The sequence below is a fragment of the Pseudomonas sp. B35(2017) genome, from assembly GCF_002113645.1.
Classification (GTDB): domain Bacteria; phylum Pseudomonadota; class Gammaproteobacteria; order Pseudomonadales; family Pseudomonadaceae; genus Aquipseudomonas; species Aquipseudomonas ekonensis.
On the sequence record NZ_NEIZ01000027.1, the window covers coordinates 14,175 to 27,778 of the forward strand.

Below are 13,604 nucleotides of genomic sequence, written 5' to 3' on the forward strand. Positions count from 1 at the left end.
TCAGGTCGCCGGTGCGGTGACAGGTGGACGGGAAGGCTTGCGCAGCGCATCCAGGCGCGAGCCGCTGTAGCGGGTTTCGCGGTAGAAGCGCCAGCGGCCGAACAGGCCGTAGACGTTCATGATCCGGCCCTGCTCGGTGTAGCCCATGCGCAGGTGCAGCTTGAGCGCCGGGATGTTGTGGAACTCGCAGACGTCCACCACTTTGTCGCAGCCCTGGGCGGCCATGGCTTTCCACAGCTCCAGCTGCAGATCCACCGACAGTTCGGTGCCCCAGTAGGCGCGGGTCAGTTCGCCGCCGAACTCGAAGAACTCGCCGGGTTTGACCGGGAATTCGCAGCCGTAGTAATGGCGGTCGTAGTAGTTGTGCGCGCAGCCCCAGATGAACGCCACGGCATCGCCCTGGTCGTCCAGGTGCATGTGCCCGGTGTGGCCTTCGGCGGCCAGTTCCGCCATGGTGCCGACACGGTCGCCGAAGTAGCGGGCGAAGGCACCGGTGTTGGTCGGGGTGATCTTCACCACCCTCAGCGCCGGGTAGGGCTTGAGGCTGTGGGGCGGCACCGGGCTGACCAGGTCGCGCTCCATCCACAGCAGTTCCCAGTGGAAGAACACGTAGCGCTTCCACAGGGTCTTGAAGGTGGCCTTGAGGCCTTTCTGGTGGATCCGCTCGCTGAGTTTTTTCAGGGCATTCATGGTGTTCACTCCTGATGACGGTGCAGGGCGCGGCCGAAGGCCTGCGCGGCAGAACATCACAAGGGCGGTCATGAGGCGCTCCAGCGCAGGGCGAACAGGGTCTGTCCCGGCAGGTCGAAGCGCACGCGGCCGTCCTGGCAGCGAAAGGGTGCGTCGCGGCTGCGGTTGTCGGCGCCGAAGTAGCGCAGGGCGCCGTTGTTCAGCGGGCACTTGGCGCCGCCCAGGTCCACCCGTTGCAGGCGCGTGCCTTTGTTCACGCCCAGCAGCGAGCGTTGGTCGTCGCCGGCCATCGCCAGCGCATCGACCTCGAAGGCGTCGTTGTCCAGCCACAGCACCTGGTGCAGCCAGTGCTGGCGGATGAACTGCTGGGCCAGGCCCACCGGCTTGAGTTCGAAACGGTCATCGCCCAGCACCCGGATCATGCCTTTGGGGTACTGCGGCTCGTCGGCGGCCTGGAACCAGTTGAGCATCGTCAGCAGGCCGTCCTGGGAGGCGTTGATCACCACCGACGCCCACCACAGCGAAGCGTAGTGGGTGTCCTGGTCGTAGGGGCTCAGGCTGGAGCCGCTGGACAGGTTGGTCTGATCCAGCAGCAGCGCCTTGCGCGGCGCGCCGTGGGCGTCCAGCCCCACCAGTTGCGCGGCCCGCTGCACGCTGTCGCGGTAGGTGCGGGTGGCGAGCAGGTCGCGGACCATCCATTCGTGCCAGGCCAGGGCATCGACCTGGGCGGCGGATTCGTCCAGCAGACGGCGCGCCCAGTCGAGGCCGCGCTTGTCCGCCGCGTGGTCGGCGAACGGTCCGTTGACCAGCCTCGCGCTGGCCGGCATCGCGATGCGCACGCCGGCTGCGGCGTTGGCCGGGTCGCTGCGCACCTGGCGGGCCATGCTGGCGAAGATCGCCCGGTACTGCTCGTAGCTGGCGTAGTTGAGGTTCGGCTCGTCGGCAAAACCGATGTAGTGGGTGCCCTTGCCCCCCAGCGCACGGGTGCCGGCGAGCCAGGCGTCGAGGCCGCCGTTGCTTTGCGTGTCGGCGCGCAGGTCGGCCTGGCGTTGGCTGCCGGCGAGCAGGGTGATGTCTTGGCGGATGCCGAAGCGTTCCTGATAGGCCTGGCGGAACGCGTCTTCGAAATGCGGGTTCTTCGTCGTCACGTCGACGAAGCTGTAATAACTGGCCGCCGCCGGCTTCAGCGCATCGAGCACGGCATGGCTGGCGGGCGGCGGCAGCACGTAGGGCAGGGCGACGCCCAGGTCCGGCGTGCGGCCCAGGACTTTGTCGTGCAGGGTGAGGCGGGTCTGGCCGTCGTCTTCGCGCAGCGGCTTGAGCTGCTCGGGCGCCTGCGCGAACAGGTTGGCCGTGCCGTCGAGCCAGAACGCCGCCTTGCCGCTGCCTTGCAGGCGCAGGCGCCAGACCTGTTCGCGCTCGCTGACCGGCAGGCTCACCTGGTCGAACTGCCAATAGGCCGGGTAGGGCACCAGTTTCAGTGTGAGGGCCTGCCCGTCGCCGACCCGCTGCGCCTGCAGGGCGTCGACGCCGCCGTGGAACTTGCCCGCCAGCACCGCGCGTTCGCCCGGCGCGACCTTGAAGTACAGGGTGTCGCCGTCCCGGGTCTCGGCGCAGAAATGCACCTTGGCCGGGGCGAACAGCGCAACGGTGCGCTCGTCGTGCTCGACCCGGTAATTGCGGAAACTGTAGCCGGGGATCTCCAACCGGTAACTGGCCGCGCCCGGCGCCAGGGGCCAGCTCTGGCTGCCGCGGGTTTCGCTGGCGGCGATCAGCCGCTCGCCTTGCAGCTTGCCCTGGCCGTCGAGCAGGTACAGGTGCTCTTCGTTGGCGTCGGCCTGCCAGGCCGGCGCCCAGCGCACGGTCAGCGTGTCCGGGCGGTCCGCCTGCAGGTACAGGCTGCCGTCGCGGATGTCGCCCCAGCGCATCGCCGCCGCGAAGGCGTCCAGCGACAGGCCGAGGCCGAGCAGCAGGGCCAGGCTTCTCATGCGGTTTTCCTGTGCAGCATCAGCCACATCGGCGCGACGTCGCTGGGCAGGATGATCAGGGTCTTCCAGAACGGCACGCCGCTCAGCCGGCAGTACAGCACCAGCATCGCCACCGTCACCGCCAGGTAGGCGATGGACGAGGCCGCCGCCGCGCCGACGATGCCGTAGGCGGGGATCAGCAGCAGGTTCAGCGCCAGGTTGAGCAACGCGCCCAGGCCCATCAGCAGCGACACCGTGCCGGGGCGGTTCTTGCCCAGCAGGTCCAGGCGCAGGATGCTCGCGTAGCACAGCCCCAGCAGGCCCGGCAACAGCGCCAAGAGGGCCGGGTAGGCCGGCTGGTAGGCGGCGCCGAACAGGGTGACGATCAGCCACTGGCCGATCAGCGCCATCGTCAGGCAGGCGCCGAGCATCACCGTGGCGGTCAGGCGCAGGGCCAGCGGGGTGAGCCGATCCATGCCTTCGTCCTGCTGCAGCAGGCGTTTCATCAGCGGCGTGGTCACCGCTTCCGGGACGATCAGCAGCAGTTCGGCGGCGGCGCTGGCCATGGCGTAATGGCCCAGCGCGGCGCTGCCGAGCAGGGCGCCGATGAACAGGTAGTCCGAGCGCAGGATCACCTGCTGGAACAACAGGTCCGGATGGCTGCGGGCGCTGTAGCGCAGCAGTTCGTTCTGGCTGGCGCGGTCCCATTGCAGGCGCACGGGCTGCGCGCGACCAAGCCACACCCAGCCGGCCAGCACCACCAGGCTTATGCCGGTCAGCCAACTGATCAGCGCCGCTTCCAGCGCCGATTCCTTCCACATCCAGAACAGCGCCAGGAACAGCAGCAGCGGCGCCAGCGATTCCACCAGGCGCAAGGCGTTGAACGTCACCACGCCGCCGGAGGCGTTGTGCAGGGTCAGCAGGCCGCTCTTGAGCACCGTCAGCGGCACCGCCAGCAGCAACAGCCAAGCCAGCAGGCCCAACTGCACCGTCACGTCCAGATCAGCGCCGAATTCGCGCACCAGCGCCACCACCAGCAAGGTCAGCAGCCCCGCCAGCAGGCAACCGAACACCAGCACCTGACTGAGCAAAAGGCCCATCGGCCGCTGTTTGGCCGCTTGATAGCCCACCGCCGAATTGAGCCCGCCGCTGGTGGCCGCGCTGATCAGGTCCGGCAGGGTACTGAGCAGTGCGAACAGCCCGCGCTCGCTGGGGCCCAGGATCCGCGCCAGCAGCACGTTGCGCAAAAGGCGCAGGCCGATCATCGCCAGTTTGGTGCCCATGCTCAGGGCCAGGTGGCGCAGGTAGTTGCCTCGGCTCATGGCCGCGCCCCACGGAAGATCCGCCACGACAGCAGCTCCGGATTGCGCGCGGTGCGCTGGCTGACGCCGAAGCGCGGCAGGTTCAGCGGATCGCCCGTGCCGCGGTAGATGCCGGTGCCGGTGCCCAGGGCAAACGGGAAGTCGTGGTTGGCGATGTGTTCGCGCACCCGCGCATCGTTGTCGCCGTTGGGGTAGCAGTACACCGGCAACGGCCGGTTGCAGCCGTTGTGCAGGGCGGTGCGGCTGCGGCTGATCTCTTCGTTCAGGCGCACGTCGTCCAGGCCGGTGAGGATGGCGTGGCTGGCGCCGTGGGGGCCGAAGCGCACCAGCCCGGACGCCTCCATCGCGCGCACCTGGTGCCAGTCCAGCGCCTGGGGCAGCGCCTCTTGCGGGCACTCGTCGGTCAGGCGTTCGAGGATGGCCGGGTCGAGGGTCTTGAGGTCTTGCAGGTAATGCAGCAACGACAGGCTGCGCCGGTTCACGTCGATGTCGTCCACCAGCACCGGCAGCGGATGGCCGATGGCATGCAGGCATTCGATCAGGTGCTGGCGCGGCTTCTCGCCGTGACTGCCCCACAGGGTTTCGCCGACGCTTTCCCACCAGAAGCGCTGGCGGCTGCCGATGAAGTCGGTGGACAGGAACACGCTGGCCGGCACCTGGTGCTTCTGCAAAAGCGCGAAGGCGTTGACCGCGTTGTCGCGCCAGCCGTCGTCGAAGGTCAGCGCCACTTGCGGGCGCTCGGTGCGCAGCGCGTTGGGCTGCAGGATCTCCATCAGCGGCACGCAATCGAAATGGCGCCGAAGCCACACCAACAGGTGCTCGAACGCCTTGGGCCCCACGCACAGTTCGTTGCGGTGCGGCAGGTCGGCGGCGCGGTCGTTGGCCAGCACCCGGTGGAGCATCAGGATCACCCCGGCGCCGTGCAGTTGGTTTCGCCCCACGGACGAATTGAGGTACAGCCAGCCACTGGTGCGTTTTATCAGTTGTTTGATCGCCATGGCTGTGCCCTCGCTCTTATCGGTTTTGTTCAGGGTTCCACTGGGCGTAGCGTTGGCCGCGCAAGAACTGCCACAGGCCGATGCTCATGCCTGCCAGGGTCACCAGCAGGAACGCCGCGAGGCGGAACGGTTTGGGGAGGCGGTGTTGCGAATCCAGCAGGCCGGCGACGGCGGCGGCATAGCCGAGCAGCTGCGCCAGCAGGCTCAGGCGATAGAAACCGTGGTCGTCCCACAGCCAGAAATTGCTCAGCAGCAACGGCAGCAGCAGGACCGGCGCCAGGCGGCGGATCAGCTTGTGGCTGATCAGGGCCAGCGCGTACAGGCCGTGCTTGAGCGGGTTGAGCAGCTCGCGGCGCTGGGCCAGGCTCTGCAGGCCGCCGACGGTGACGCGCTGGCGGCGGCGGAACTGTTTGTCCGCATCGTCCACGCCGTGGTCGATCACCTGGGCCTCGGGCACGTAGACGATGCGCTTGAACTTCGCCGGTGCGCAGGTGCTGAGGAAGAAGTCGTCGTTGACCTCCGCCGGCACGTTCTCAAACAGCTCGCGGCGCAGGGCCAGCAGCGCGCCGTCGGCCGAGACCATGCAGCCGGTGCGGTTCTCGACCCGGCGCAGCCAGCCTTCGTAATGCCGGTAGAGGCTGTCGCCGACGCTCAGGCCGCCGCCGGTGACCGGAATCACCATGTGCCCCGCGCAGGCGCCGACCTGCGGGTCGTTCAGGGGCGCGAGCAGGTGGCCGAGGGTGTCGAGCGACCATTGGTTGTCGGCGTCGGTGAACACCAGGATGTCGCCGCTGCTCTGCGCCACGCCGGCGTTGAGGGTGGCGGCCTTGCCCTGGCGCGGCAGGTCGAGCACGGTGATGCGCGGGTCGTCGACCGTACGGGCGCGGGCCACGGTGTCGTCGGTGGAGCCGTCGCTGGCCAGGATGATCTGCAGCGTGGCCGGCCGGTAGTCCTGGGCCAGCAGGGTGCGCAGCTTGTGCTCGATGTGCCGCGCCTCGTTGTGGGCGGCGATCACCACGCTGACGTTCAGCGGCGGCGCCGGGGTGTGGCGCCAGGCCGGGAACAGCGGCGCGAGCAGGGTCAGCAGCAGCGGATAGCCGAGGTAGGCGTACACCGGCAGCAGCAGGCAGGTCCAGAAAATGAATTCAGCCACGGGCAGGCCTCCTGGCGGTCCAATGACACAGACTGAGAATGAACGCGGCCCCGGCCAGGTGCAGGCGCACCCAGTGCAGCCCCCACAGTTGCAGGGTCAGGCCGATGTGGCGGTGGCGGCTGCTCTGGCGCACGCTGAGCGCCAGCGCCGGCAGGGTGGTCAGCATCACCATGATCGCCGCGTGATGGGGAAAGCCGTTGAGCAGGGCGGACACCGCCAACAGATCCAGCAGCCACGCGACCAGCGATAGCAACGGGAAGCGCAGCAGGCGCAGGCTCATGCCGTGGGTGCGCAGCAATTGCAGGTGGCTGCCCTGGCGCCACATTTCCTTGCCCATCCACTCGCGCCAGTTCATTTCGTAGCCCCAGTGCAGGGCCACGCTTTCGTTGACCGACAGCAGCCGCGCACCTTGTTCGTTCAGGCGCAGGGTGAATTCCTTGTCTTCGCCGGTGCGCAGGTTCTCGTCGAACCCGCCGACCTTGTCGAACCAGCGCCGGCGCATCAGCAGGTTGGCGCTGGGCAGCCAGTCCACGGCATGGGCGATGTGGGTCTGCGGGCGCAGGGTGCGGCGCTGCCAGGCCACGGCGTACCACGGCGCGGCGGCGGGGGTGTGCAGGTCCAGCCCGAACACGTCGGCGCTGCCCACGGCTTCGGTGGCGAACAGCGGGCCGAGCCAGTCTTCGGGCATTTCGATGTCGGCGTCGATGAACGCCAGCCATTCGCCGGTGGCGCGGGCGGTGCCGCGGTTGCGCAGGGCGCCGATCATCAGCCCCGGCAGCACCAGCACCTGGGCGCCGAACCGCCGGGCGATCTGCGGGCCGTCATCGGTGGAGCCATTGTCGACCACGATCAGCTCGCACTCGACGCCGGCCGCCTGCGCGGCCTTCTGTGCCGCGAGCAGCGTGCGGCCGATGTGCCGCGCCTCGTTGAACATGGGAATGACGATGCTGATCCGGGTCATGGGCGGGCCTCCCTCGGCGGCGCCTGTTCGGCTTTCAGGCGCAGGACGCTGGCGAGCGCCAGCATGATCCACACGTACTTCTGGTTCGGTGCGCTGAGGAACATCAGGAACAGGGTCAGCGACAGGAAGCTCATCCCCAGGTGGGTCATCAGGTCAGCCTGCTCCCAGTCGCGCCGCTGCATCCACGCCCGCCGCGCGCGGATCAGGTTGTACAGGCCCTGGGCGAGCATGCCGACGAACAGCAGGCCCGCCGGGATCCCCAGTTCACTGAAGATCTCAAGGTAAGTGTTGTGCGCACGGCGGTAGAGGTCGCCGATCTTGCGGTTGGCGGAAAACGCCTTGGCGTAGCCGGTGGTGGCGTAGTGCAGCGGGAACGTGCCGGGGCCGGAGCCGAGCAATGGGTTCTCGCGGATCATCTGGCCGCCGACCACGATGTACGAGGCGCGCCGGCCCAGGGATTCGTCGTCGTGGCCGCGGGCCCCGGCGCTGAGCACGCTCAAGGACTGGATGCGCGCCAGGTAGCCGGCGGGCATCGCGTAGATCGCCAGCGGAATCACGATGGCCGCGCCGAGCATGGCGAAGCCCAGGTGACGCGGGCGGATGCGCGACAGCTGCGCACGGTAATGCCAGCAGCCGATCACCAGACTCAGGGCCAGCACCACCAGCCCGGAACGGGATTCGGTCTTGGTCATGCCGCCCAGCAACAGCAGGCAGCAGCCGCCCCAGAACAGCCGGTGCAGCAGGTTCGGGCTGCGGATCACCAGCAGCAGGCCCAAGGGCACGGCGAACGCGATCAGCAGGGCGAAAGCGTTGGGGTCTTCGAGCAGGCCGGCGGCGCGGCCCTGGTCCTGGAACTTGGTGGAGAACATCGCCATGGCGCACGTGGCGCTGACGCTCAGGGTCACCAGCCGGGCGAACAGGTCCAGGTTCAGCTCGCGGCCGATCAGCAGGGTGATGACGAACAGGATCAGGCCGACGCTCAGCTCGCGCAGGTGCCCCAGGGACATGCCCATGTCGTCGGTGTCGAGCAGGCTCAGCAGGTACAGGGCCATGAAACCGATCAGGAACCGCCAGACATTGCTGCGCAGGCGCTCGGACGGCAGCTGGTGCAGCGCCAGTTGCAGCATCAGGATCAAGGCCAGGGACGCGCCGAGCAGCTTGCTGCCCGACAGCGAACTGTCCTTGAAGAAACCCTCGAACGGCACCAGCGCGGCGATGCCGAGCAGGCCCCAGGCCGGCTTGCGGTACAGCATCGCCACGCCCACCAGGCCGAGCACCGCGCCCGGCGCCAGGTACGGATAAGGGCTGGCCAGCAGGGCGACGCAGACCAGGCCGAGCAGACTGACGATCGAGAGCGGGACAATCATGCGCGTGCCTCCCGTGCCGTGCGGATGTACAGCTGCGACCAGCGTTCGGCCAGGGCCTTGAGGTCGTAGCGGTCCTGTTGCGTGCGCCGTGCGTTGTCGCGCAGCTGCCGGGCCAGCACCGGGTCGGTCAGCAGGCTGTCGAGCTGGCGGGCGAGGGCGGCGGTGTCGGTGGGGGCCGCCATCAGGCCGTTGTGCCGGTGCTCCAGCACATCGGGGATCCCGCCGACGCCGAACGCCACCACCGGCACGCCGCTCTGCATCGCCTCCAGCAGGATCATCGGCGTGCCTTCGGTGCGTGAGCTGATCACCAGCGCGTCGAGCAGCCGCCACCAGCGGCGCATGTCGGTCTGATAGCCCGGCAGACGGATGCGCTGGTGCAGGCCGGCGGCATCGATCCGCGCTTGCAGCGCCTCACGTTCCGGGCCTTCGCCGAGCATCACCGCGTCGAGCTGCGAGTGGTGCAGGCACAGCGGGATCAGCGCGTCGAGGAACAGGTCCGGGCCTTTCTCGCTGCTCAACCGACCCACGTAGCCGGCGAGCTGGCGCTGGCGGCCGGCCCGTGCCTTGCCGGCGGCCTCTGCCGCCGGCAGGCCGTTGGGGATCACCTGCAGCTTCTCGGCGCGCACGCTGGCCTGACGGTGCAGGGCGGCGATGCTTTCGGCCACGCACACCACCCGGTTCACCGAGGCGGTGCGGCACAGTTGCAGGCTCAGCCAGGTGTAGAACTTCTGCTTGCGGCTGCGCGGGGTGAAGCCGTGCTGGGTGATCACCAGCGGCAGGCCCAGCAGGGTCGCACCGAGCCAGCCGAACAGCAGCCCCTTGAAGTTGTGGGTGTTGATCAGCGGGTATTCGCCGCGCCGCTGGCGCAGGTGCCGCAGCAGGGCGGTGAAACCCGCGCAGCCCTGCGCATCGACCCCGGCCTGGCGAAAGCGCGTGATCAGCTCCGGCGGCGCGTCGAGGAACATCACCTGATGCCGACCCGGCGTGGCCACGCAGTGGTCGAGCAGCATCCGCTCGGCGCCGTAGAACCCGCCGCTGCTGAGCAAGTGAATGATCGGCAGGGCGGTGCTGGCTGAGGACGGCGCGTTCAATTGCGCACCCAATGCAGGAAGCTCGGCACGGTCCAGTTCTTGTGCGGGTTGCCCGGCAGCGCGTTCTGGTCGTTGATCACCAGCAGCACCGGCACGCCCAGTTCGTGGCTGATCTGTGCAGGGTGCTTGAAGCGGTGGTCGAAGAACTCACGCACATAGACCAGGGCGATCGCCAGCAGCAGGCCGGTGAACAGGCCGAACGGAATGATCAGCAGCGGCTTGGGGAAGGCCGGCTCGGTCGGCTCGAACGGCGGGCTGAGCACCCGGGCGTTGGACAGGTCGTCGTTGAGCGAGCGGGTGGTGCTGCTTTCGGCGAAGCGCTGGGCGTAGGTCGAGAACGCAGCGTGCAGCGCGTCGATCTCGGTGTCCATCTGGCGCAGCTTGCTCTGGGTCTGCTGCAACTGGCGGATGCGTTCCTTGAACTGGGCGATGCGCTCGGTCTTCTGATTGATGACCTGAGTGACCACCGCCAGGTCGTTGGTGCGCTCCTGGATGCGGTTGCTGACGATCTTGAGGAACTGCGCGCGGGTGCGGGCGATCTGCTCGCGGGTCAGCAGCATCGGTTCGCTGCCGGGGCGGAACACCGCCAGGTCGTTCATGTAGCGGCTGACCTGGGTGGTCAGTTGCTCGCCCAGCTGTTTGATCTCGCGGTCCTCGAACGCCACGTTGTCCACGGTGGTGGTGAAGGTGTAGGGGAACGAGTAGTCATCCAGCTTGTTGCTGCTGGCCGCGGCCAGGGCGGTCTTGAGGTATTCGAGCCAGCGCTGGCTTTGCAGCAGGCGATCCTGGTACAGGTTCAGCGCTTGCTCTTCGGTGTTGATCGCGTTGAGGCGGAAGGTGATTTCCTCCTTCGGGTCCGACGAGCCGACGCTTTCCAGCAACGCCTGGCGGGTGCCTTCGAGGCCGTCCAGGCGCACCTGGTACAGGTGCTTCTTGGACTCGTAGAACGATTGCGGCAGGTCGATCGACTGCAAGGCCTGACGGCTGACCAGATAGTTCTGCAGCAGGGCGGCGACGAAGGTCGTGCCTTGGTGCGGATCCGGGAAGCTGTAGATGACCGAGATCACGTTGGAGCCGGGCAGGGTCTCGATCTTCAGGCTGTCGATGGCTTGCTGGGTGAGCGCGTCGAGCGCGGTGTCGCGCACCGGATCGGTCTCAAGCCCGAGCAGGCCGCGCAGCGGGTTGATCACATGTTCGCGCAGCGGCGAGCTGACGTAGCGCTTGAACGGCTCGCTCACCAGGCGGTTGAACATCCCCGGCGACGGGGTGTACTCGCCCTTGTCCCGCAGTTCGCCGATGGTCTGACGGATCAGCGCCGGGGAGCGCAGGATGTTGCTCTCGGTCTCCATGTCCGCCAGCGACGGCGGAATGAACGTGGCGTTGTCCACGGTCAGCGATGTGGAGGCGTCGCCCTGGGAGAGCTTCTTGGACTGCACGATCACTTGGGCCGTGATGTCGAAACTCTGTTTGAGCACCAGGGGCAGCGCCAGGGCGATCACCGCGAAGATCAGGAAGACACGCTTCACCAGCCGCTTGTTGGCGAAGAAGATCCTGAAGAACTCATGCAGGTAGTTTTCCTTTGGATTCATGGCCGGTCACCCGAGGGTCAGTTGTTGCTGTTTTTGTTGTCGACGCGGTAGCCGAAGCTGAACCCCACGCCCTGGAACAGCACCACGTCGGCCAGTTGCCGGGCGAGTTCGCCGGCGCTGGCCAGTTTGGTCTTGGGCACGTAGAGCATGTCGTCGGGCTGCAGGTAGGCGATCTGCGACGCGTCGCCGGCCAGCGCCTTCTCGACGTCGTAGCGCACGGCCTGCACCTGGTTGCCGTTGCGGCGCATGATCATCACCGAGTCCAGGCGCGCCTTGACGTTGGTGCCGCGGGCCAGGGTCAGGGCCTCAAGCACCGAGACCGGCCGGCGGATCGGGTAGGAACCCGGCTGGCCGACTTCGCCCAGCACGTAGATCTCGTTGCCGGCGGTGGACTTGAGCAGCACGTCCACGGTCATCCGGCCCGGCAGTTGCGCGTACTTCTGGTTGAGGAAGGTCTCCAGTTGGTTGACGGTCATGCCTTGCAGCGGCACGGCGCCGATCTCCGGGAAGCTGGCGTAGCCGTCGGTGCCCACGGTGATCTCGCGGCTCATGCCGGTGGCCGGGTGGTTGAGGGCGCTCTTGAGGTTCTGCTCGTTGGTCAGCGGGCTGATGACCTGCACCGTCAACTGGTTGCGGTTGGGCTGGAACAGCGCCTTGCGGTTGTAGGCGCGCTGGATTTCCTGGCGGGCCTCGTCGCTGGTCAGGCCGGCGATTTTCACCTGGGTGTTGGCGCCCGGCAGTTCGATGGTGCCGTCGGGCAGCACCAGTTGGTTGCCGTTGAGCTGGCTGGCGGCGGTGAAGTTCAGGCCGATCTGGTCACCGGACTGGATGCGGTAGGCGTCCGAGCCGCTGGTGCTGATGTGGAAGATCACGTCCAGCACATCTTGCGGGCGCAGGGTCTGCTCGACCTTGGGCATGTCGGTGGCCTGGGCGTTGGCCGGCGGCGCGGTGAGGATGTTCACCGGCATGGTCAGGGTGTCGGAGGTGCTGGAGCAGCCGGCGAGCGGGAGCAACAGCAGCACAAGCATTTTTGCGTTCATGGCGTCATCCCTCGCAGTGGCTCACAGGTTTTTGTACAGCCATTTGGGCATGTAGTACTTGCGGCGGTTGAACACGCTGCCGACCACTTTCGCCCCGGCCTGGGTCAGCCGCTGCACGGCGGCCTGGGCCACTTCCCAGCGGGTGTCTTCGGCCCGCACCACAAACACCACGCCGTCGGCCTGGGTGCCCAGCACCAGGGTGTCGGCGGCCGAGTACACCGCGTCGCCGTCGATCACCACGAAGCGGTACTGGCTGCCCAACTGATCGAGCAGCGGGCCGAGGCGCTCGGGGGTCAGGCGCTCCATGGTGCGGATCGGCCGGCCGTTGGGCAGGACGTGGAACGGCAGGCTCGACACCTGCACCACGCAGTCCTGCAGCAGCGGCGGGTTCTCTTCGTTGAACAGCAGTTCGCGCAGGCCGCGCTCCTTGCCCAGGTTCAGTTGCTGGGTGAGATTGGTCGCCGACTGGCTGGCGTCCACCAGCAGCACCAGGCCGCTGCTCATCTGCGCCAGTTGGCTGGCCAGCGCCAGGGCGCTGGTGGTGGTGCCCGCACCGGGGTTGGCGGCGGTCAGGAACAGGATCCGCAGATCCAGGTCCAGCACGGTCGAGGTCAGGTTCGACTCGCTGGGGCTGGCAATGCTCAGGCTTTTGTTGGTTGAACCGTCCATTAGCTTGCTCCGTGGCCGCTGAATACTTTGAAGGGGGTTTTCACCAGGATCTTCAGGTCAAGCAAAAGGCTCTGCTCGGCGATGTAGCTCAGATCCATCTCCACACGTTGGTCGAAGTCGACGTCGCTGCGCCCGGAGATCTGCCACAGGCCGGTCATGCCGGGGTAGATGCTCAGGCGCGCCAGGTGGCTGTCCTTGTAGCGGTAGGCGTTGAAGGAGGTCGGACGGGGGCCGACCAGGCGCATGTCGCCGGTCACCACGTTGAACAGGTTGGGCAGCTCGTCGAGGCTGCTGCGGCGCAGGAAGCCGCCGATGCCGGTGATGCGCGGATCCTTGTCGATCTTGAAGTCGATGGCGTCGGCGCCGTGCTTGTTCAGGTGGCGCAGCGACTCCTTGAGCTCTTCGGCGTTGGCCACCATGGTGCGGAACTTGTACATGCCGAACTTGCGGCCGCGGTAGCCGGTGCGCTTCTGCACGAACATCACAGGCCCTGGGCTGGTGAGTTTGATGGTCAGGGCCAGGCCCAGCAGCAGCGGGGAAATCAGCAGCAGGATGACCAGGGCGCCGAGGCAGGCGACCACGCGGTTGGTGCGCGACAGCGTCCAGGGCCGTCCGCCCTCGCGGCCGGTGACCCAGCCGCGCCCCTGGCGGTGGATCGCGCTGTCCAGGCGCATTCGCTGTTCCGGATCCATGCGCTTGTCGCGGTAGAGCTGTTGGATCGGCACACCTTTCTCATGTCCAGTCATGGATTCCTCCG

General features: G+C 67.5%; 12 protein-coding genes. All 12 read right to left on the bottom strand.

Going from position 1 to position 13,604, the window contains the following annotated elements:
* Entirely contained in the window at positions 1-690 is a 690-nt protein-coding gene (locus CAG41_RS27010; RefSeq protein ID WP_085586739.1) for a GNAT family N-acetyltransferase, read from the bottom strand.
* Between the two features lie 68 nt (positions 691-758).
* A complete protein-coding gene (locus tag CAG41_RS27015) occupies positions 759-2,678 on the bottom strand; it encodes a hypothetical protein (RefSeq protein WP_085641146.1) in 1,920 nt (639 codons plus the stop codon).
* Entirely contained in the window at positions 2,675-3,979 is a 1,305-nt protein-coding gene (locus CAG41_RS27020; protein WP_085707721.1) for a lipopolysaccharide biosynthesis protein, read from the bottom strand. Before CAG41_RS27020 ends, CAG41_RS27015 begins: the two co-directional genes overlap by 4 nt.
* Complete coding sequence (locus CAG41_RS27025; RefSeq protein ID WP_085586741.1) at positions 3,976-4,977, bottom strand: polysaccharide deacetylase family protein; 1,002 nt, start codon at positions 4,975-4,977, stop codon at positions 3,976-3,978. The genes CAG41_RS27020 and CAG41_RS27025 overlap by 4 nt, the downstream gene beginning before the upstream one ends.
* A 16-nt stretch (positions 4,978-4,993) precedes the next feature.
* Positions 4,994-6,130 carry a glycosyltransferase gene (locus tag CAG41_RS27030; protein ID WP_085586742.1) on the bottom strand — a complete coding sequence of 379 codons (1,137 nt, stop codon included), beginning with the start codon at positions 6,128-6,130 and terminating at the stop codon, positions 4,994-4,996.
* Positions 6,123-7,091 (bottom strand): glycosyltransferase, encoded by a 969-nt coding sequence (locus tag CAG41_RS27035; protein WP_085586743.1) that lies wholly within the window; start codon positions 7,089-7,091, stop codon positions 6,123-6,125. The genes CAG41_RS27030 and CAG41_RS27035 overlap by 8 nt, the downstream gene beginning before the upstream one ends.
* Positions 7,088-8,458 carry an O-antigen ligase gene (locus CAG41_RS27040; RefSeq protein WP_085634000.1) on the bottom strand — a complete coding sequence of 457 codons (1,371 nt, stop codon included), beginning with the start codon at positions 8,456-8,458 and terminating at the stop codon, positions 7,088-7,090. Before CAG41_RS27040 ends, CAG41_RS27035 begins: the two co-directional genes overlap by 4 nt.
* A complete protein-coding gene (locus tag CAG41_RS27045; RefSeq protein ID WP_085707715.1) occupies positions 8,455-9,549 on the bottom strand; it encodes a glycosyltransferase family 4 protein in 1,095 nt (364 codons plus the stop codon). The genes CAG41_RS27040 and CAG41_RS27045 overlap by 4 nt, the downstream gene beginning before the upstream one ends.
* Entirely contained in the window at positions 9,546-11,138 is a 1,593-nt protein-coding gene (locus CAG41_RS27050; RefSeq protein ID WP_085586746.1) for a Wzz/FepE/Etk N-terminal domain-containing protein, read from the bottom strand. Before CAG41_RS27050 ends, CAG41_RS27045 begins: the two co-directional genes overlap by 4 nt.
* 17 nt (positions 11,139-11,155) lie before the next feature.
* A complete protein-coding gene (locus tag CAG41_RS27055) occupies positions 11,156-12,178 on the bottom strand; it encodes a polysaccharide biosynthesis/export family protein (protein WP_085586747.1) in 1,023 nt (340 codons plus the stop codon).
* 21 nt (positions 12,179-12,199) lie between these two features.
* Positions 12,200-12,847 carry a CpsD/CapB family tyrosine-protein kinase gene (locus tag CAG41_RS27060; RefSeq protein ID WP_085586748.1) on the bottom strand — a complete coding sequence of 216 codons (648 nt, stop codon included), beginning with the start codon at positions 12,845-12,847 and terminating at the stop codon, positions 12,200-12,202.
* Complete coding sequence (locus tag CAG41_RS27065; RefSeq protein ID WP_085586749.1) at positions 12,847-13,593, bottom strand: sugar transferase; 747 nt, start codon at positions 13,591-13,593, stop codon at positions 12,847-12,849. The genes CAG41_RS27060 and CAG41_RS27065 overlap by 1 nt, the downstream gene beginning before the upstream one ends.
* Positions 13,594-13,604 lie beyond the last annotated feature (11 nt).

Bases quoted from the DNA above. Each gene is read 5' to 3' on its own strand.
- CAG41_RS27010 (WP_085586739.1), bottom strand. From the start codon at position 690: ATGAATGCCCTGAAAAAACTCAGCGAGCGGATCCACCAGAAAGGCCTC.
- CAG41_RS27015 (WP_085641146.1), bottom strand. From the start codon at position 2,678: ATGAGAAGCCTGGCCCTGCTGCTCGGCCTCGGCCTGTCGCTGGACGCC.
- CAG41_RS27020 (WP_085707721.1), bottom strand. From the start codon at position 3,979: ATGAGCCGAGGCAACTACCTGCGCCACCTGGCCCTGAGCATGGGCACC.
- CAG41_RS27025 (WP_085586741.1), bottom strand. From the start codon at position 4,977: ATGGCGATCAAACAACTGATAAAACGCACCAGTGGCTGGCTGTACCTC.
- CAG41_RS27035 (WP_085586743.1), bottom strand. From the start codon at position 7,091: ATGACCCGGATCAGCATCGTCATTCCCATGTTCAACGAGGCGCGGCAC.
- CAG41_RS27040 (WP_085634000.1), bottom strand. From the start codon at position 8,458: ATGATTGTCCCGCTCTCGATCGTCAGTCTGCTCGGCCTGGTCTGCGTC.
- CAG41_RS27050 (WP_085586746.1), bottom strand. From the start codon at position 11,138: ATGAATCCAAAGGAAAACTACCTGCATGAGTTCTTCAGGATCTTCTTC.
- CAG41_RS27055 (WP_085586747.1), bottom strand. From the start codon at position 12,178: ATGAACGCAAAAATGCTTGTGCTGCTGTTGCTCCCGCTCGCCGGCTGC.
- CAG41_RS27060 (WP_085586748.1), bottom strand. From the start codon at position 12,847: ATGGACGGTTCAACCAACAAAAGCCTGAGCATTGCCAGCCCCAGCGAG.
- CAG41_RS27065 (WP_085586749.1), bottom strand. From the start codon at position 13,593: ATGACTGGACATGAGAAAGGTGTGCCGATCCAACAGCTCTACCGCGAC.